This is a genomic window from Halpernia sp. (assembly GCF_048269545.1).
GTDB lineage: Bacteria > Bacteroidota > Bacteroidia > Flavobacteriales > Weeksellaceae > Halpernia.
This window is the reverse complement of the sequence record NZ_JBLXIJ010000003.1, coordinates 178,538-199,154: the sequence shown is the minus strand read 5'-3', so window position 1 is coordinate 199,154 and position 20,617 is coordinate 178,538. Positions and strand designations below refer to the sequence as shown.

Genomic DNA, 20,617 nt, shown 5'->3' with positions numbered 1-20,617 from the left:
TACAATTGAAATGCAAAAAGTAAGTGAAAAAATAATTGAAAAAATTTTAAGTGAAAATAATTTCAATTATTTTTTCACTTACTTTTTGCATTTCAATTGTATTTTGATACAAATATAGTAAATAATTTATATCAAAATACAATTGAAATGCAAAAAGTAAGTGAAAAAATAATTGAAAAAATTTTAAGTGAAAATAATTTCAGTATTGAATTGGCTAAAAGACTTGATATTCAGCAACAATCAGTCTTGGGTTTAGCGAAAAGAAATAGCAATAAACTAACATTATTCATCGCTGTTAAATTTTATATAGAAAAAGGATTTACTGAAGAAGAAATTTTTTACCATAACCAACTCAAAACGTTTTAGAATGGAAGACTTTAATAAACCAATATGGCAATTGACAATAGGGGAATTGGTAGATATATTAGATTCCAGAGCACCTAAAGTTGAGCGGGAGACCATTGAGCTCACTGATAATAAAGCAAAATATGTTTACGGCTTATCTGGACTAGCTACTATTTTAGGTTGTTCTAAAAATCATGCTGGTAAACTTAAAAGTACCGGAATGTTCGACGAAGCCATTATACAAAATGGTCGGAAAATAATAATTGATTCTGAAAAAGCATTGGAACTTTTTAAAAATAGGACTTGATGAAAAATATCGATTTAAAAACACCTATTTGGCAATTAACTGTAGAAGAATTTCTGGAAGTTTCAAAAAAAATTAATGCTGAAAAAAAATATGAATACGGACTAAAAGGACTGGCAAAAATTTTTGGCTGTTCACTTTCCAAAGCATCGGAAATCAAATCCTCTGGAGTTTTAAAGGATGCGATAATTCAGAATGGACAAATTATCATCATTGACATAGAAAAAGCACTTCAACTATTCGGAAAAGATGCAGGAAAATTATCATAATCTTATTGAAAAATTTTGGGATTACAATGAAGAACACCAATTGGGTTCTTCTGCTTTGTTAATTTATTTCTATTTATTAAAAGAGGGTTTTAACAAAAATAATTTACGGTTTAGTGTTTCAGATGTACAAATTTCGAAAGATTTAAGTTTGACAAGAAAGACTGTGAAAGTAAATAAAAATGTACTTTTAAATAAAGGACTTATTCATTTTGAAACAAAAAATGGCGTTCCATGTCAATATCGGATAATTACTGATTATTCAATTGAAATACATGAATTAGAACAAAATTTAGAAAAGAAAATATTTAAAAAACCAGATGACATAAATCAAAATGTTATTGCAAAGCAAAGTAAAAATACTGAGGAAAACTCTGAAGCTGGTGCAGAGAAACTACCCAATGATTCACAGAAAACTAGATTACAAAATGTGATAAAAAGAGGTATTCCAACATTTGAAGAGTTTCTGGAATTTGCCCAAACTTTAATTTCCTATGAAGATTCGTTAGATGAAAATCTAAAATTAAAATATGATGAATGGTCAGAAAAAGGATGGAAAAATAATTTTGATCGACCAATTACCGACTGGAAATCTACCATAAAAAATACGATGCCCTATTTAAAAAATAGACCAAGTGAGAACATAAATTCTATCCAATCTATTCCAAATATTAGAAGATTTGATATTGAAAAATTATAATGTTGAATCATCTGAAAACAATAAAATAAACTGAAAGCAATATGAAAATAAGTGATTTGAAAATAGGACAAAAAGTTACCATTAAAGGATTACTCGCAGAATACCAGGGGATTCAAAAAGTAAAAGTTTGCGGTTTCGGTAAAGTGGAAAAACAGGTTTTCAAAGGTGTAGGAATCGAAATTTACAAGTATTTTAGTTTACAAGATGGAACTAAAACTTTGCAACAAGAAGGAATTACGCTGTCCTAATATTATGAATTTTATCCGCTTATAGCACTTACGAGCAACAGTGTTTATTTTAAAGTATGTCACATCTCAATAAAGATCTACGGATAATCCGGAAGGAATTTGAAAATGCTAGCGAAAAACTGCCTGATAAAATTCGATTAGGAAATAATTTCGTGGACGATTTTATTTTTGAAAATAGCGAAGCAGCTGACATTCCAATCAACGCCCTTCGGGTGATCTTTAATATCATTTCTATCATTGGGAATAGTCAATTTCGTCCAAATGATCGTCCGCACCAACTTTCCTTATTTGAAGAAGAATTTGAAACAGACAATAATACATTTGCTTCCATAAAAATTAGAAACAGTAAAATTTCTCCAAGCGGCTCTACCCAACAAGTAGTTGCTGCTTATGAATTTCTCACAAAATTTAAAATGGGTTGGTATAAATCTGAAAACTCCAAAGGCAAGGAAATTAAAACTTTTGGTGGACTTATTTCAATACCGAGTTATGATGTTAGAGGATATACCACATTTTTAATAAGCAGTTTTTGGCTGAAGAAACTGATGGTAATTCCCGAATATAATTACGTTTTGTACAATTTGGTTTATAATATTCGAAATAATAAACACGTCATCTTTGCAATATGGCTCTCTAAAATACCTGAAATGGGAACGTCAGTAAAACTTTCTACACTCAATAAAAAATTTGGACTGAATTATAAAACAGCCAATGATTTTTGTTTTAAATTTCTAAAACCCGTAAGAGTAAATTTAAATAAATACAACAATTTGACTTTCAATTTTAAATGCGACAAAGATTTAATTACAATTTATCCATACGACATCAGCAAGTTAGTTATTAGGGAAACTTCAAAGGTTTCAAAAGAGCATTTAAAAATTAATAGAAGGTTGAATTATTTTAAAGAGAGATATGGTTTAGAGGAAGGTGAAATGGTTCAGTTTTTTTACCACTACAGAAATATTGCACAAACGAGAGATTTAATTGAAAAAGCCATTGTTGAATTTGTGAAAGCAAACAGAATACTGAAAAAAAAATCAACCGATTATCAAGGTTTTGCATTTTTAAATGAAATTCAAAACATCATCAAAATGAATTATGCAGATACAAAAATGGGTGAATTGTTTCCAAAAGGTTATCCAGTCATTATTTGAATTCGGATTTGGACTCATTCATTTTCGGAATTGGACTCATTCGCGTTTCGGAATTGGACTCACTGAAGTTAATGAAGTGTTAAATTTTAAAATTTTGAGTGTTGTTTTTCGGATTTGGACTCATTCATTGTAATTGAAAAATGAAAATGTGGATAAGTATATAGACAATTATCTATGCTTTCGGAATTGTACTCATTTGAGGTAGGGCTTCTTTTCGGAATCGGACTCATTTCTTATTCGGAATTGGACTCTTTCCGCTTTCGGAATTGGACTCATTCAGTAAATGGCGTAAACTCTTTTCTATAAGGTTATACATGGTTTTAGTAAAAGAGATTTAAAAGTAAAGAAAAGTTTTTTTTATCTAAAAAGGGTTTCGATCATAAAAATTTGCTTTAAAAAAGAAAAAAAATGAATTGCGAACAAATAAAAGAAAAAGTAAGCATTAGGAGTGTCTTAGAATCATTTAATCTATTTCCTGAGAGACAAAATTCTAAGACTGCTTTCTATTTCGCGATTGATCGGGAAGAGAAAACGCCAAGTCTTTGTGTAGATTTTGCAAAAAACAAAGCCTTTGATTTCGGAACCGGAAAAAATTTTGACGTAATTTCAATCGTTCAGCAGATGAATCAATGTTCTATTTCCAATGCTTTGCAGTATCTACAACAATTTGACACTTCTGTGCAGTTGCTAAAAATGGATAATTGCGCCAAAAATAAAAAATATGAAATTTTAAAAGTAAAAGAAATTGAACATTTGGCATTGATTGAATATTTAAAGTCGAGAAAAGTATATGATCAACGACATTTGGTTAAAGAAGTTCATTATCAAATGAGCGGAAAGAATTACTTTGGTATCGGCTTTTACAATAATTCCGGAGGAATTGAAATCCGAAATAAATATTCTAAAATATGTTTGGGCAAAAAGGATGTTACTCTTATCAAAAATCCCCAAAACGAGAAAAAGGAAATTTGCATTTTCGAAGGTTTTTTTGATTTTCTTACCTATCTCAATTTACCCAACGTTCAAAATTCAAATTCAAATTATTTAATTTTAAATTCGACTGCAATGTTTTTTAAAGTTGAAAAACAATTGAAGGAATATGAAAAAATTGTGCTTTTTCTAGATAATGATCTTAATGGAAGAAATTTGACTGAAAACATAATCGGTAAATATGAAAATGTGGAAGATTGTTCGCTTTTATATTATAAATTTAAGGATCTGAATGAGTGGTTTTGTAATCGAAGTGTTTTGAAGATATAAACTTCTTTATTTCTTAAAAATTTGCACGATTGTCATAAAAAAAATCTAAAACTTTTAATTAACTTTTACTAATAAAAATATTCAAAAAAGCATATATTTGGAATGAATAAAGTGGCAATTTTTTGGACTAATTTTCAAACGAATTTTTTTGATTGCTATAGTTAAATTATTTTTAACCATTATTTTATTAAAATGACTTCCACAACAAAAAAAATTACTACGAATACTAGAGTAATTAAAGATTTATTAACCAAGTATAGAGATACCTTTCAGGCTTTTAGGGAGTTAATAAATAATTCTTTACAAGCAGAAAGTAAAAATATTTTAATAGATATTGAATACGTAAATGAAATCAGCACGAAATCACCAATAAAAAAAATAACAATTGAAGATGATGGAATGGGTGTTCCCTACGAAGAATTTGATAAAAGAATATTGGAAATAGGAACCACAGCAAAGGTTAGAGGGCAAGGTATTGGAAGATTTAGTTCTTTGCAAATAGGCGAGATAATGAGTATTGAAACAGTAGGTTTTGATGATCAGAAAAACTTATATTCCCGAACAAAATTTGTGGTTAATACGACTGATTTGGATGATGCGCAACTAGAACAAACTGCATTTAATGTAGATTACGAATATCTTAATAAAAAATGCAATCCTTATTATAAGGTGGTTATTGAGCAATTGTACCACAATAAACAAATAAAGCCAGCAAAACGAAATAGAATTCACGAGAATTTTCTATCGCAAAATATTTATCAAGCAATTTTTGAACATTATCCGTTCGAGATTTTTCATAGTACCACAAATTTCATTGTTAATAGGAAACAATTAAAAAGAGAGGACTTTGTATTAGATAAACCTTCAAAAAAAAATGTTGAATACATTGATAAAAAGGGTAAAACCAACAATCTTCACTTCTATTTTTACAATATTAATTCTCAATTAAATAAAGTTAAAGTTTTTTTCCAGACTGATAATGCAGGATTGAAAACTGTTGCGCATGAATACACTTATTCTTCTGATTGGTATACGCCTGATCTCGGAACGTGGTTTATTTACATTGAATCTTCAATGCTTAATACCGATTTATTCCGAAATTTAGATTTAGAAAGTTTGGGAGAAGCCGAAATTACAAATCTTAAAAATAAAATAAAAGAAACAATAAATGATTTCTTCAAAGCCAAGAACAAAAGATTTGAAAAATTTTTAAATAGTTTAGAAAAAGATCGCTATTATCCTTATCAAAACAATGAACATCCAGCATCAGCAACTCAAGAAATATTATTTAAAAAAGTCGCTTATTTACTTGAAGATGAGCATAGGTTAATACAAAAAGACGATAAAATAAGGAATTTTTTATACCCATTATTAGACAAAGCAATTGAAAATGGAGATATAGAATATGTTTTTAAAAAAGTGTTAAAACTTTCTGATGAAAGCCTAGAGAAGTTTCATAATCTACTAGAAAAGACTGATTTGGAAGATGTTGTTCATTTTGCCTCTGTTGTAGCAGATAAAACAGAATTCTTGGAATTTCTGTCCGAATTAACTTATGGTGAGATTTCAAAAAATCTAAAAGAAAGAAGTCAACTTCACAAAATAATTGAAAACGAATTATGGATATTTGGTGAAAATTATAACGGAACGCCAAAATTATGGTCCGACAAAAAAATTGGAAACATTTTAAATGAATTGCGAAAGAAATATCATATTTACGAGCCAACGAAAGAAGATGATAATTTAATAGAGTTAGATGGAGATGGTTTAAACGATATTACAGATTTATTTTTTTACAATGAGAAAATTACTGATTCTGATTCGAAGGAAATAATGGTTGTGGAACTGAAATCACCTAAATGTGCAATAAGTAAGAAGGAATTGAGTCAAATTGATGAATATGCTTTTACAATCGAACAGTATTCTGCTTTACCGAACGATAAAGTAAAATATAAACTAGTTTTAATTTCATCAAAACTAACTAAATACGCAAAATCGCAGGTAAAAACTAGAAGGTTGCTTTATCCTGACAATCCTTTTTTATATGATAAGAAAGTGGATAAAAACATTGAGGTATACGTTATGGAATGGGCAGAACTTATAGAGCAAAATAAAAGGAAATTAAGTTATTTAGCAAATAAATTAAATATTAAGGATAAATCTGTAAAATCAAAGTTCGAAGAAGAATATGCGGAATTAGTTGATGAAAAAATTTCAGCGCAATTGAGACTTGTGAAATGATACTGATTCTTAAAAGGTATGTTTAATATTATGATTAAAATAAATCACTTTAACAAATCGCTTCAATAAAAAGAATTAAACCCGTGTTATGCTTTAGATTAAAAAATAATTCTTCCTGTGACAATTATTGGAATTATAGAGATAGACAATATTTCTTTATCCAAAACCCTTTTTCTAATAACTGAATTTACTAAATTAGCCTTAAAGAATATTTTTGTTTTAACCTAGTTCTTTCATAAACCATTTGAAGGGTAAACTTTATCCTGTCTTTTTAAATTGCCATTTTTATCTAACGTAATTTCCCCCATACTTTAAATACTATTCTAAAATAATCAACTTTTTCTGGACTTAAATTCGTTGAAAATTCTTTTTTTTGATTAAACAATAACATATAATATGGTACAAATTAATTTAAGCGTGGCACTTTATAAAAGCAAAATGACAAAAAAATTATTAGATAATTTTTTTGTATTAATTCCAAAATTCTTTTCTCACCTTCACTACCTGTATCAATATAGGTGTGCGGAATCATTTTAGCCATCTATTATTTATTATTTTTGGGTAATGTGGTCAAAAATAGAGAATTATGAAAACAATAGCAATTCTTTATATTCTATTTACATTTCACTATTGTAATCTCAAAATTAAATGATAAAAAGAATTTTTATAATTGAAAGTTTACCAGATAATGAAAGATTTACTGGAAAGGAACTTTATGATGATATAATCGTAAGATATAGTAAGTTTTACAATAGTGACATTCTTTCGGAATACTATTTTGTTAAAACAAAAGGAGAATTTTTAAAAATCTTGAAAAAATTTGAGGAAAGTATTTCTAATGAATATGAAACTATTTTACATATTGAAGCCCATGGAGGAAACGGAGAATTACACTTTGCTAATTCCGGAATTTTAAAATGGACCGAATTTGAAAATTATTTGATTGAAATCAATAAATTAAGTAAAAATAATTTACATCTTAATTTAGCGACCTGCTTCGGGATGCATGTTGCCGAAAAAATTTCACTTCGGAATACAGCGCCTTACAAAACTTTTAGTTCTGCATTGAAAGAATTATCGCCATCAGAAATAATAGATGATAACTCAATTTTTTACGAAGAAATAATTAAAACTCAACACATCTTTAAAGGCTATTTCAGTTTATTTTTAAATAATAATTCCACGCAATTAAGAATAAAAGACACTAAAACTGCTTTGGAATATATACTAACATCACAATTAAATCTTTTTTTAAATACTGTGCCTAATTTTGATTTAAAATCTTTTTTTGATAATTATTTGAAAATAAATATAGATGACAAAGTATTGTTGAAAATAGCAGAACCAGACAAAAAAATAGAATACATATTTAAATTATTTTTTGACAGATATTTTCCTGTGTAATTGTATTATTTTTGTCAAATATGTAGAATTATGAAAACATTAGCAATTGTGATCGGAAACAATAATTATCACGAAAACAGTAAATTGGATAATGCAGAAAACGATGCCAATGCAATCGCTGATGCATTGTTAAAATTGGGATATCATGTGAAAAAAAAGCTAAATACCAATACGCAAGATATTCAGGAGATTTTAGATTACTATTCCAAAGAAATTAAAAATTATGACGCTTCAATATTTTATTTTGCTGGTCATGGTTTTGAATTGGATGGAGAAAATTTTTTAACAGGCATAGATTGTCAAATACCACCTTCAGATCAGTATAGTGCCGGACGTAATAGTATTAGGTTGAATGAAATATTTGAGATTTACAAAAAAAATCCTACAAAATTAAATATAGTAATACTTGATGCTTGTAGAAGAAGTTTCGGAAGAGGTGATATTTTAGGATTTTCGCCAATTAAAGCACCAAAAGGAAATTTAATAGCATTTTCTACTTCCCCGGATAGTGGTTCAGATGACGTTGCTTATGGTGATCATAGTATTTACACCGGTTCATTATTAAAATATATCGGTGAAGAAAGAATTTCCGTTGAAGAACTTTTTAAAAATGTCCGGAAAACTGTTTTTGCTCAAACTAAAGGCAAACAGACAACATGGGAGCATACCTCTTTAATTGATGATTTTTATTTTTATAAAAGCCCAGATTTTGATATTCTTTCGCTAAATTATGATGATGATACAATTAAAGATATCAATTATTTCGAAGATTCTAACTTTGGGAAACTTATTTTAGGAATGAAAAGCAGAACCTGGGATACACAAAACAGTGCGATCAATAGTATTGTATTAATTGACGCAAACAGCCTTTCTAATAGTCAAAAATTTATACTGGGTAGAAATATGCTGCAGTGTGCAGTTGGTGGTTCAAGATCAGCGGAAAATTTCTTTCAAAACTTAAAATTTAGCATTCAAAAATATCAAGATGGAAAGGAAAACCACGTATTGAATGGGATTTTATTTGAAATGTATTTTGATTCCAAAGCGGAATTTAGATTTGCTAAAACTAAAAGTATTTACAAAGAAAATTTATTTTCTCTAATAGACAATGCCGCTTTCAAACTTTCATTTGATTTTATTAGCAAATTGTTGCAACTTCAAGAATATGAATTAATTTTTATTCCGAATTCAAGTCCTAAAGTTTTCAATGTTGAAGTCATTGCCGTTAATAAAGTTAATACAGATGCCACTTTTGGAAATTCTACATTTCAAAAAATTGAAAAAATAATTTATAACAATACCGATATAACAAAGGAAATTCAGGCATTTCACATATATGGAAAAAATGAAAACGCACTCAAAAAGGAGTTAGCGAATTTCTTCTGTGCAACAGTTGATCAAATTAAAGTTAATTCTACAGTGGAATTAGAAAAGATTTCATTCGATTACGAATGGAATTGATTTCTTTACCAAGACCAATTTAATTTTTATTCCCACTTGAAAATGATAAATTTGTAAACAATGATTTACAAATTATGGAATTAAGCGATTTATGAAGACCGAAAAAATAAAACTATCCCAGTTAGAAAGTTTTCTAATGAAAGCAGCAGACATTCTACGTGGGAAAATGGATGCGTCAGAATACAAAGAATTTATTTTCGGAATGCTTTTCCTAAAAAGAATGTCCGATGTATTTGATCAGAAAAAAAGCGATTTACAGAAAAAAGATTACAAACATTTAGATCCGGAAACTTTAGCAGATGTTTTAGAGGATAAAATGACTTACGGCGACACTTTTTTTGTGCCAAATAGAGCCAGATGGAATGAAGGTTTCACTGATGAAAATGGTGTAGAGCAACCACCGATAAAACATTTACAAGCCAATATTGCACAGATGCTAAATAAAGCATTAGATGCAATAGAAGATGCAAATCCGGATACATTAGCAGGTATTTTCAAGGGCAGAATAAACTTTAATAAAGAGGTCGATGGAAAGCAGATTGTAAAAAATACAGATCTGAAAAAGATGATCGATCATTTTAATGAATTTCCAAAACTCGTAAATGAAAACTTTGAGTTTCCTGATCTATTAGGTGCTGCTTATGAATATCTTCTGAAACATTTTGCGGACGAAAGTGGAAAAAAAGGAGGTCAGTTTTATACACCAAACCAAGTTGTTCGGCTTTTAGTGCAGTTGATGAAACCTGAAGCAGGAATGTCTGTTTATGATCCTACTGCAGGTTCAGGTGGAATGTTGATACAATCTCATCAATATATTGAAGAGCAAGGTCAAAATGCTAATGATTTACAATTATTTGGACAAGAAAATGATCCAACGGTTGTGGCAATCTGCAAGATGAATATCATCCTTCATAATATTACAAAATACAATATCGAATATGGCGATACTTTAGATGAACCTTTGAACGAAAAAAATGGGCAGATCGTTCAGTTTGACAGGGTGATTGCAAATCCTCCCTTTTCTCAAAATTACACTAAAGCAACAATGCAATACCAAAGTAGATTTAGTTATGGTTTTGCGCCGGAAAATGGAAAGAAAGGGGATCTTATGTTTGTGCAGCACATGCTTGCAAGTTGTAAAAGAACCGGTAAAGTAGTAGTTGTAATGCCTCACGGAGTTCTATTTCGAGGTGGCCAAGAAAAAGAAATTAGAAGAAAAATGCTCGATGCAGATGTGCTGGAAGGAATTATAAGTTTGCCGCCACAATTATTTTATGGGACAGGGATTCCTGCCTGCATCATGATTTTTAATAAAAGCAAAGAAGACAATCTAAAAAATAAAGTTTTCATCATCAATGCAGATAAAGATTATGCGGAAGGCAAAAATCAGAACTCATTAAGACCAGAAGATGTAGAAAAAATAGATTACGTTTTTACCAATAAAATTGAAGATGATGGCTATTCCAAGAGTATAGATTTAGCAACTATAATAGAAAATGATTATACACTAAATATCCGAAGATATGTAGATAATACACCACCACCTGAAGAGGAAGATGTGAAAGCACATTTAATTGGTGGCGTTCCTGTAAATGAAATAAATGCTGTTCAAGAAAGTTTAGCACCAAAATTTGATTTTGATGGTTTTCAATTTTTTGTAGATAAAAATGATATTTATAAAGATTTTAGAATTTCTACGAAATCAGAAATTAAAGAAATTGTTGAAGAGGATAATAATGTAAATAAAACTCTCACAGAATTAGGACTTCATTTAGCCGATTGGTGGCAACTCGCAAAAGAAGATTTCTCAAGTCTTGCTTTGAAGATTGAAGAACCGGAAAGTATGGCAGTAAAAGAATCTGCTGGAATTTATCTTTCAATGGGCGGAAGCGTTTTTCCGAAAGTGCGCCGGGAACTTTTAGATTCTATGAAAGAGAAATTTGTACCGGTTGGCGTTTTAGATAAATTTCAGGTTGCGGGTGTGTTTGTAAATTGGTGGGATAATATTAAATATGATCTTAAAACCATTATGCAAAATGGTTGGGATGCAGGCCTTATTGCTGATGATTATTTAATTCAGGAATTTTTTCAATCTGAAAATGATGCGATTGACAAACTGGAAGTGAAGAAATCTGACTTGGAAACGCAGTTGGAAGAGTTGGTAGAAGAAACTTTAAATCTGGTAGAATTTGAACAGGATGAAGAAGAAGGTGAAGTAAAACAAACACCAAAATTAGCAAAAGACGAACTTTCTAAATGGATCACTTTCTACACCCTTGAAAATGATACGCCAGAATCTGCAAAAGAACTCATTGAGCAGGAAGCGAAATTACTTGCAATTGAAAATTTCATCAAAGAGTCAAAAGCAGTTCTTAAAGAAAAAAGAGCAGAATTGGATTTGAAGATAGAACTAAAGCGGTACGGAAGTGAAGATGTAAAGAAATACGGCAAATATCTTTTGCAAACTACAAACAGCGAAATTGAAACTTTTAATACTACAATTGAAAATTTAATAAAACCATTCAGTTCTGATTTAAAAGACATTTCTACTTTTGATAAAATAAAATCATCTATCACAAGTTTTGAAAAATTATTAAAGGGTAAATACGAAGAATCTCAAAGGCTAAAATTAGCAGCAGTTTTAGAAGCAAAAAAACAATTTAAAGAAATTACCAAACCTTATAATGCCCGGCTTAAAGATCAAATTATTTTGGAAAATAATTTAAATAAGTATGATAAACTTTTAACAGACATAGGTGGAGTTATCACTTTAGAGGAAAGCCAAAAATTAATTTTAAAAAAGCATTTTGATATTATTAATGATCAATTGCAACGTTATTTAAATGCAGAAAAAAGAGGTTTAATAAATGCCTTCGAAAATATTTTTAGCAAATATTATGCTTCCGCACAAAGCATTGAACTAAAGCGTGAAAAAACATTGCAGGAATTAAATGGTTTTCTAACACAATTAAAATACTTAAATTGATGGTTAAAGAAAATTTAATATTGCCTGATGGTTGGGTAAGTAAAGAAATTGGTAACTTATATAATGAAAAAAGAAAATCAAAACTTAAGGTGTCTGATGCAGCCAAATTTGGCGGAATACCATTCTACACAAGTGGTGAATCGATTCTAGAACACAATGAGATTTTAACTCAAGGAGAAAATATATTTTTGACTACAGGAGGGGCAGCAAATGTAAAATATTTTAGAGGTAATGTTGCGTATTCTACTGATACTTATGTTATAAATGCAAATGAAAACGTAAATGCTGAATTTTTATATTATAAAATTCTTGATCAAATTTATTTCATAAATGCAAATTTATTTCAAGGTAGTGGTTTGAAACACTTGCAAAAAAAGAATTTTAGAAAGCAACAGTTATTTTATCCTAAATCCGTAGAAGAACAAAGCAAGATTGCCGAAGTATTATCTAGAATTGATAAACTTATTGAAATTAATGAAAATCTAATATCCAAGTTTAAAAGAATAAAAGTTGGTTTGATGCAAGATTTAATATCAAATGGTATTGATAAGAAAGGTAATATTCGGACTGAAATATCACATAAATTTAAAGACAGTCAACTAGGTAGAATTCCAGAAGAATGGGAATGCACAAATATTGGAAGTTATAAAAACCTTTTAACAAGCGGATCTCGTGGCTGGGCTAAATATTATAATGTAGAAGGATCTAAATTTATTAGAATCACTAATTTAAAAAGAAATCAAATCGAAATTGATGTTTCAGATATGGAATATGTTAATTTGCCATTGAACGTGGAAGGATCAAGATCAAAACTGAAATTGGGGGATATCCTAATTTCAATTACTGCTGATTTAGGAATTATAGGTATAGTTTCCCAAAATTTAGTTGATGCTTACGTTAATCAGCATATTGCTTTAGTAAGATTAGATACTTCAGAAATTAATACCAGATTTTTAGCATATTATTTAACCTCTACAATAGGACAAAAAATGTTTACCATTTATAATGACGGTGGAGCAAAATCCGGTTTAAATTTAACTACTATCAATAATTTAATGTTTACCAAGCCATCTTTAGAGGAGCAAAAAAAAATAGTTGAAAAGTTAGATTTGATTGATAGAAATATTGATAAGTATAAATCTTCTCAAGACAAGTATAAAAATATAAAAACTGGTCTAATGCAAGATCTGCTAACAGGGAAAGTGAGAGTTATTGATCTAAAAATAGAAGAAACAGATGCAGCGTAAAGAGATGAAAAAGAGAAACGCTTCCCGAAGGAAGCGTCAGACCAAGGATGCTATCCTTGGTGCTGTTCTTGACTGCAAATGTAATTATTAAAAACGAATGATGCAAGAAAATAATCAAAAAAAAGAAAGAGTAACTGTTTACATAGATGGTTTTAACTTGTACTTTGGTATGAGAGAATCCAAACTTGATAATTGCAGATGGCTGGATATAAAAAAACTGGTAAACAATCTACTGAAACCCCATCAGGTTTTAGGAGATATTAAATACTATACAAGCAGAGTCAGCAATAATCCTGATAAACAAAAACGCCAATCTACTTATTTAGATGCTTTGGAAAGTACCGGGGTTAAACTTTTTTATGGTAATTATCAGGATGGTTCTATAGAATGCAAAAGATGCCACCACAAATGGAGAACGGCTAAAGAAAAAATGACCGATGTAAATATTGCAACGGCCATGATCGTAGATGCTTTCAAAGATGAGTACGATATGGCAATGCTCATTTCCGGCGATAGTGATCTCACACCACCAATTCGGGAAGTTCACAAAAATTTTAAAGATAAAAGAGTATTCATCGCATTTCCGCCCAAAAGAAGCAATAGTTCTATGTCTTTGGAAGCAAAAGGTTCGCAAATAATTGGTAGAAAAAAACTGGTAGATTCCCAATTTGATGATGAAGTCATCAGCAAAACAGGTTACAAACTAAAAATCCCGACAGAGTGGAAATAAATTTTACTACATGATTTTAAATAACGACAATAAAAACAGCCGAAATCTGACGGACAGTTTAAAACTGGATGAATACAGCCATGTAGAAAAACCACTTTTAGAACAATTGGCGGCTTTGGAATGGGAGGTTTTAGAATTGCAAATGCAGCAGGTTCCGTCGCAAAGTTTTAGAACATCTTTCGCAGAAGTTATTTTAAAACCAAAATTTCGGGAAGCACTTTTAAACATCAATCCTTTTCTTAATGATTCACAATTAGATGAATTGGAAAGAAAAATAATTACTTTTTCCAAAAATAGTTTGCTGGAAAATAATCAGCAAATCTTACAATATTTATTAGAAAATACTACGGTTTCAAAAAATGAAGAAACTGGCGAATTAAGTCCAACAGTTCGTTTCATAGATTTTGAAAATTTGGAGAAAAATAATTTTGTTGCTATTTCTCAATTTAAAGTAAATATTCCGGGGACGGATCACCACATTATTCCAGATATTGTACTTTTTGTAAATGGTTTGCCATTGGTAGTTATTGAAGCAAAATCTTCAAAAGTAAAAGAACCAATTCCCGAAGCGATAGATCAATTAATGAGATATTCTGAACAGCGCGGCGATACAGGTGAAGGCAATAAAGAATTATTTTTTTATAATCAATTTTTAATTACGACTTGCAGAACCGAAGCCAAGTTTGGAACCATCACTACTAAAATTGAAAAGCATTTCTACCGATGGACAGATCCTTATCCAAGAACGCTGAATGATTTGGTGCATGGACAATCATCCCCAAATGATCAGCAAAGGTTAGTTGCAGGAATGTTGGATCAAAGAAATTTATTAGATATAATAAGAGTTTTTACAGTTTTTAAAACGGATGATAAAGGAAAAAAAATAAAAGTTGTAGGTAGATATCAGCAATTCCGTGCCGTAAAAATTGCGACCAAAAGATTGATAGAAGGCAAAAGTCCTATCGAAAGAGGTGGTATAATTTGGCACACACAAGGTTCAGGGAAATCGTTAACGATGATGTTTTTGGTGCGAGAGATGAAATTGAAGCCAGAATTAATGTCGTGGAAAATTATTTTCGTAACCGATAGAACGCAGTTGGAAGAGCAATTGGCAGAAACAGGTCAAAATATTGGGTTCACGATCAAACCTGCAAATTTCATTAATCCTAGAAGCACACCCAATGGAAAAAGTCTAAAAGAATTATTGAGCAATGATAATTCTGATCTTGTAATGGCGATGATCCATAAATTTCAGGAAAGCGATGATCTTTCAAACGTTGAGATTTTTCCAGAATTAAATGCAAGCAGCAATATCCTGGTGATGACGGATGAAGCGCATAGATCTCAATATTCTTTATTAGCCGCAAATTTAGATCGAGCCTTACCAAATGCCACTTCCATAGGATTTACAGGAACGCCTACTTCAAAAACTGAAAAGAAATACAAAGATTATATTGATAAATACTCAATGCGACAGGCAATTGATGATGGTGTGACATTAGAAATCGTTTATGAAGGATTTACCCACAACGCAGAAATAGAAGATCAGCAAGGAATGGATGATAAATTTGCAGATGTTTTTAGCGATTATCAACTTACCGAGCGTCTTCAAATTTTAGGTTTTGGTTCTAAAGATGCCTATCTCGATAGTATGGGGACAATAATGGATAAAGCCAAAAGTATGGTAGATCATTATGTAGAACACATATTCTCTGGAGGATTTAAGGCTCAAATTGTCGCCAATAGTAGAGAAGCCGCAGTGAGATATAAGGCAGCAATAGATGAAGCATTGGAAAATAAAGTGATCGAATTGGAAAGTAATAATGTCATGATGTTAAAACCAGAACAGATCGTTCAATTGAAAATTTTAGAAACTGCAGTTGTAATTTCTGGTACTCATAATGATAAACTGCATATAAAAGCCTTCACAAATACGGAATATCACAAGAAAAGTATAAAGCGTTTTAAAATTCCATTTGGTAAAACAGACGAAGAAAATAAAGATCTCAATGGAAATTTAGGAATTATCATTGTTACTAATATGCTACTTACTGGTTTTGATGCACCAATAGAACAGGTTTTGTATCTGGATAGAGTGATAGTTGCACACAATCTTTTACAAACTATTGCGAGAGTAAACAGAGTTGGTCCAGAAGGAAAAGACAAAGGTTTCGTGGTAGATTATGTAGGAGTAGGTCATCATTTAAAAAGAGCATTAGATACTTACGCTGAAAAGGAATTGCAGGAAATTGTGGATTGTCTATCAGATGATGATGCAGAATTGAATGAATTGATCAAATGTCATAAAGATATTTGGAATTTTCTAAAAGTTTATGGTTTAGAAGATCTCACAGATTCTGATGCCTTTTTCGATGTTTTTTATGATGAAGATATTCGATTTGAATATATTAAATTATACAAACTACTAACGACTGCCTTCAACACAGTTTTGCCACGGAAAGAAGCCTTGGAATTTTTTCAGGATTGGAAGTCTTTTACAGAAATAAATGCATTGGCCAACAAGCATTTTAGGGATGAAAGATTTAGCATGAAAGGCATACCGCCAAAATTAAGAAATATTGCAGATGAATTTTTAATCTCAAAAGGTATTGAACAATCTATCGCGCCAATATCTATAATCGCAGACGATTTTTTTGATAAAGTTGTAAATAATAAGAAGAGAGAAAAGACCAAAGCAGCAGAAGTAGAACATGCAATACGCCATTTTATAGATTTAAACATAGATGAAGATCCGGAATTATTTGCCTCATTTGCCAAAGCATTGGAAGAAATATTAAAAGATTTTAAAGGGAATTGGAAAGCAATTTATGAAGAATTAGAAAAACTTCGTAATAAAATTAAATCTCGTGAAAAAGAAGAAACCTATGGTTTAGACCGTAAAAAACAAATGCCCTTCTTCCGGATTTTTGTTGCAGAAATATTTGAAAACCGTAAACTTACAGAAAATGAAATTTCAAGTAATGTAAGTCTTACACAACATATTTATAATTTGGTTTCAAATGAAATTAAATTGTCCGGATTTTGGGATAGTCCGCCTGCACAATTAAAATTAAAGTCAGAATTGCAAAAAATATTACTGTCGCCAGAATTTAAAGATCTGCCAAACATAATTTTAAAAAGAGCCGAAATTGTATCAAGAATAATGGAATTATCAAAAACCAATCACTTTAAAATATTTAATTAATACGCTTGTGATTATTGATTATCAAATAAAATATTCGAAACGTAAAACGTTAAATATCTCGGTAGAAAGAGATAGAAGCATTATTGTACGAGCACCAGATTTTCTTTCTGCCGAAAGAATTGAAGCGATTGTACAATCTAAAAAACAATGGATTAAAGAGAAATTAAATCATGCACAAAAATATCCTCTGGAATCAGAAAACAAAGAATTTGTTTCTGGTGAAACTTTGATGTATTTAGGTAGAAATTACGAATTAATGGTTGTTGATGAAGATATAAAAGGGATTCAATTTAATCAAAAATTTATCATAGGTAAAAATAATCAGGCAAAAGCAAATAAACTTTTCAAAGAGTGGTATTTAGCGCAAGCCTTAAAGAAGATAGAACCATTAGCGATTAAATATGCTAAAAATTTAGGTGTTAAATACAACGCATTCAAAACTTCAGAAATGAAATATAGATGGGGTTCTTGTACGCCTGCAAATAACATAATTTTCAATTGGAGGATTATAAAAGCACCAATGTATGTCTTGGAGTATTTAGTAGCGCACGAATTAGTTCATCTCATGGAAGGAAATCACACACCAAGATTTTGGAATATTTTATCAATTCAAGTTCCAAATTATGAGCGTGCAAAAACTTGGTTAAAGAAAAATGGACAATTGCTTGAGGTGGATTTTTAATTTTTGAATCAATGCAATTTTCACAACTTTTCTTCTGCATTTCTTCAAATTACCGACTTAAAGAATGAAATGGAAAATCGATTAAACCTTAATATTACCTATTTATATTATATATTAATTACACTTTAAAGTTTAAAAAATAAATTTTATACGATATAAGGCTACTTTATAGTTTAATTTATATATCTTTGCATAAATAAAATGGTTTGGCAACGAAAGATGAAGTTTCCCAATTTTTGCGACAATTAAAATCTGTACGAAGTGTTGGGCAATTGTTTTTCGCTGACAGATCCGTCAACAAGCAGACGATATTAGATTTAGAAATCACAGCAAAACAGAGAGAAATCTGTATTAATGAACTGGTTTTTGAGGATTATTCCGAAGGTCCTTTAGATAACGACCAGTATGGTACAAATCCCATGTGGGTTTTTGGTAAAACCATCAAAAAAAAGGAAATATACATCAAAATTACTATTTCAGATTTGAATGTAATTTGTATCTCTTTCCATACCTCACAGTATCCTATGAATTATCCCTTTAAGTGAGAACATTATGAAAAGCCCTTACACAGGAAAAGACATGAAACTGAAAAAAGAAAATCGGACAGTTAGTTTCAGAAAACAAGAGATTGAATATACAAACCTCAATTATTACTGCGAAGATAGCAAGGAGAGTTTTGTAACAACAGAATTGGATGAATTAAATTTAAAAATAATTCAAAATAAATACCGGGAGATAAACAATGTTCCTTTCCCGGAAGAGATTATAAAACTTCGTAAGAAATATGGATTGTCTGCAGCCAAGATGGGAGAACTTTTTGGTTTTGGACCTAATCAATATGCGTTGTATGAAAGTGGGGAAATTCCGAGTCTTTCTAATTCAAAGTCTATCAGTTTAGCATTAAATCCAACAATTTTCAAAACGATGATAATTGATAGTCAAGAACTATTAAAAGACAAAGATTACAAGGCAATTTTGTCTAAAATAAATAATGAAATTTTAGACGGATTTGATTCTTCAGTTCAAAATTATTTATTAGGAGATCATGATCCAGATTCATTTACAGGGTATAAAACTCCTGATTATGATAAATTGGCAAATATGGTGGTTTACTTTGCACAACATCTTAAACCACAAAAAACAGTATTAAATAAATTATTATTTTATTCAGACTTTGGCTATTATAAAAACCATGCATCATCAATCACAGGTTGTAGATATGCAGCAATTGCAAGAGGTCCTGTTCCAGATAAATTTAGAAGTTTATTTGAGAAAATGGAAAATGATTCTTATATTGATATAAAATATGTAGAATATCCCAATGGAATGGTAGGAGAAAAATTTTCACCAAATGAAAATTGTACGTTTAAAAGTTATTTATTCAATGCAACGGAAATGAATATGATGGAAAAGGTGAAAGACTGTTTTAAAGGAAAAACTACGAAAGATGTTGTTGAAGTAAGTCACGAAGAATCTGCTTGGTTAGATAATCAAGAGAATAAATCTTTGATTGACTACAATTATGCTTTTGATTTAAAGATGTTTTAATAAGAATATTTTGTAACCTATATTTTAAAAACTGTTATTGTCATATTTATGAAAAGTTTTATTGGTAAAAATGATTATTATCCCGAAAATTTAGGCAGTATTTCATATTCAGATAATTCCAATGAAGATTGGCAAAATTACAGAAAATCTATAATAGAATCTCGGACAAAAAGCCAAGATGATTTTGAAAAATATTTAAATATTTTTAGTAGTGGTGGTCTTTTGATTGGATTAACTATTTTGGGCAAATTGGTTGAAACTGCAAACGATTATGAATTTGAATATTTTGTAACTACAGGTAGTTTACTCTTTGTAGTAAGTATTTTGTCAAATGTGTTTTCGCACTACAAAGCAATTGCAAATGATGATAAAACAATTAGTGAAATAGATATCAAAGATGTTGGAATCTTAAACAAAATTGATAAGAGGAACATAACAATAAACCGATTGAATATTGTTTCATTAACAGCGATACTTTTAGGGACTTCACTATTGATCTTTTTTTTAATTTTAAATATTTAATAATGAGCAAGAAAATAATAATTCCGCAGGCAAAGCCAACTAATACGCCAGATAAACCTAAACCAATTAATGAAGAAAAAGGTAGAACTTCTCAAAAACCTTCCTTTTTAATAAAACCGAAAAAGTAGTTATAAGCAAAAAAGAAACACCAAAACCTGCAATTGTTAAGACTATAGTTCCAAGCGTGAAAATAGGATTAGGAAGAGCATCCTTGCCAACAACCAACTTGAAGCCGCCGAAAAAGGGTTAATTGATTTTGTTGTTAGAGTACATCTTGATCACGGAATTTAGAGAAAACTATTCTGTAATTTGAG

19 protein-coding genes are annotated in these 20,617 nt (G+C 30.1%); all 19 read left to right on the top strand.

The window, feature by feature from the left end:
- The first annotated feature begins 147 nt into the window (after positions 1-147).
- Positions 148-366: a hypothetical protein gene (locus ACN0WB_RS06660; RefSeq protein ID WP_417430098.1), complete on the top strand. Its 219-nt coding sequence runs from the start codon at positions 148-150 to the stop codon at positions 364-366.
- Position 367: 1 nt separating this feature from the next.
- The gene (locus tag ACN0WB_RS06655; RefSeq protein ID WP_417430096.1) at positions 368-652 is read left to right on the top strand and encodes a DUF3853 family protein; all 285 of its coding nucleotides are present in this window, start codon (positions 368-370) and stop codon (positions 650-652) included.
- Entirely contained in the window at positions 652-918 is a 267-nt protein-coding gene (locus ACN0WB_RS06650) for a DUF3853 family protein (protein ID WP_417430094.1), read from the top strand. Before ACN0WB_RS06655 ends, ACN0WB_RS06650 begins: the two co-directional genes overlap by 1 nt.
- Entirely contained in the window at positions 899-1,615 is a 717-nt protein-coding gene (locus ACN0WB_RS06645; RefSeq protein WP_417430092.1) for a hypothetical protein, read from the top strand. Before ACN0WB_RS06650 ends, ACN0WB_RS06645 begins: the two co-directional genes overlap by 20 nt.
- 41 nt (positions 1,616-1,656) lie before the next feature.
- Entirely contained in the window at positions 1,657-1,863 is a 207-nt protein-coding gene (locus tag ACN0WB_RS06640; protein ID WP_417430090.1) for a hypothetical protein, read from the top strand.
- A 56-nt stretch (positions 1,864-1,919) separates the two neighbouring features.
- The gene (locus ACN0WB_RS06635) at positions 1,920-3,017 is read left to right on the top strand and encodes a hypothetical protein (RefSeq protein WP_417430088.1); all 1,098 of its coding nucleotides are present in this window, start codon (positions 1,920-1,922) and stop codon (positions 3,015-3,017) included.
- 408 nt (positions 3,018-3,425) lie between these two features.
- Entirely contained in the window at positions 3,426-4,277 is an 852-nt protein-coding gene (locus tag ACN0WB_RS06630; protein WP_417430087.1) for a toprim domain-containing protein, read from the top strand.
- Positions 4,278-4,469: 192 nt separating this feature from the next.
- Positions 4,470-6,518, top strand: a complete 2,049-nt coding sequence (locus ACN0WB_RS06625) for an ATP-binding protein (RefSeq protein ID WP_417430085.1) — start codon at positions 4,470-4,472, stop codon at positions 6,516-6,518.
- 648 nt (positions 6,519-7,166) lie between these two features.
- A complete protein-coding gene (locus ACN0WB_RS06620; protein ID WP_417430083.1) occupies positions 7,167-7,922 on the top strand; it encodes a hypothetical protein in 756 nt (251 codons plus the stop codon).
- A 30-nt stretch (positions 7,923-7,952) separates the two neighbouring features.
- Positions 7,953-9,383, top strand: a complete 1,431-nt coding sequence (locus ACN0WB_RS06615) for a caspase family protein (RefSeq protein WP_417430081.1) — start codon at positions 7,953-7,955, stop codon at positions 9,381-9,383.
- A gap of 91 nt (positions 9,384-9,474) precedes the next feature.
- On the top strand, positions 9,475-12,369 hold the full coding sequence (locus ACN0WB_RS06610; RefSeq protein WP_417430079.1) for an N-6 DNA methylase: 2,895 nt from the start codon (positions 9,475-9,477) through the stop codon (positions 12,367-12,369).
- Positions 12,369-13,616: a restriction endonuclease subunit S gene (locus ACN0WB_RS06605; RefSeq protein ID WP_417430106.1), complete on the top strand. Its 1,248-nt coding sequence runs from the start codon at positions 12,369-12,371 to the stop codon at positions 13,614-13,616. The genes ACN0WB_RS06610 and ACN0WB_RS06605 overlap by 1 nt, the downstream gene beginning before the upstream one ends.
- A 97-nt stretch (positions 13,617-13,713) precedes the next feature.
- Positions 13,714-14,346 (top strand): NYN domain-containing protein, encoded by a 633-nt coding sequence (locus ACN0WB_RS06600; RefSeq protein ID WP_417430077.1) that lies wholly within the window; start codon positions 13,714-13,716, stop codon positions 14,344-14,346.
- Positions 14,347-14,356: 10 nt separating this feature from the next.
- On the top strand, positions 14,357-17,551 hold the full coding sequence (locus tag ACN0WB_RS06595; RefSeq protein ID WP_417430074.1) for a type I restriction endonuclease subunit R: 3,195 nt from the start codon (positions 14,357-14,359) through the stop codon (positions 17,549-17,551).
- Positions 17,552-17,558: 7 nt separating this feature from the next.
- Positions 17,559-18,233: a M48 family metallopeptidase gene (locus tag ACN0WB_RS06590; RefSeq protein ID WP_417430072.1), complete on the top strand. Its 675-nt coding sequence runs from the start codon at positions 17,559-17,561 to the stop codon at positions 18,231-18,233.
- Positions 18,234-18,439: 206 nt separating this feature from the next.
- Positions 18,440-18,778: a hypothetical protein gene (locus tag ACN0WB_RS06585; RefSeq protein ID WP_417430070.1), complete on the top strand. Its 339-nt coding sequence runs from the start codon at positions 18,440-18,442 to the stop codon at positions 18,776-18,778.
- A gap of 7 nt (positions 18,779-18,785) precedes the next feature.
- Positions 18,786-19,781: a type II toxin-antitoxin system antitoxin SocA domain-containing protein gene (locus ACN0WB_RS06580; protein WP_417430068.1), complete on the top strand. Its 996-nt coding sequence runs from the start codon at positions 18,786-18,788 to the stop codon at positions 19,779-19,781.
- A gap of 48 nt (positions 19,782-19,829) precedes the next feature.
- Positions 19,830-20,303 (top strand): hypothetical protein, encoded by a 474-nt coding sequence (locus tag ACN0WB_RS06575; protein WP_417430066.1) that lies wholly within the window; start codon positions 19,830-19,832, stop codon positions 20,301-20,303.
- Positions 20,304-20,305: 2 nt separating this feature from the next.
- On the top strand, positions 20,306-20,431 hold the full coding sequence (locus ACN0WB_RS06570) for a hypothetical protein (protein ID WP_417430064.1): 126 nt from the start codon (positions 20,306-20,308) through the stop codon (positions 20,429-20,431).
- Positions 20,432-20,617 lie beyond the last annotated feature (186 nt).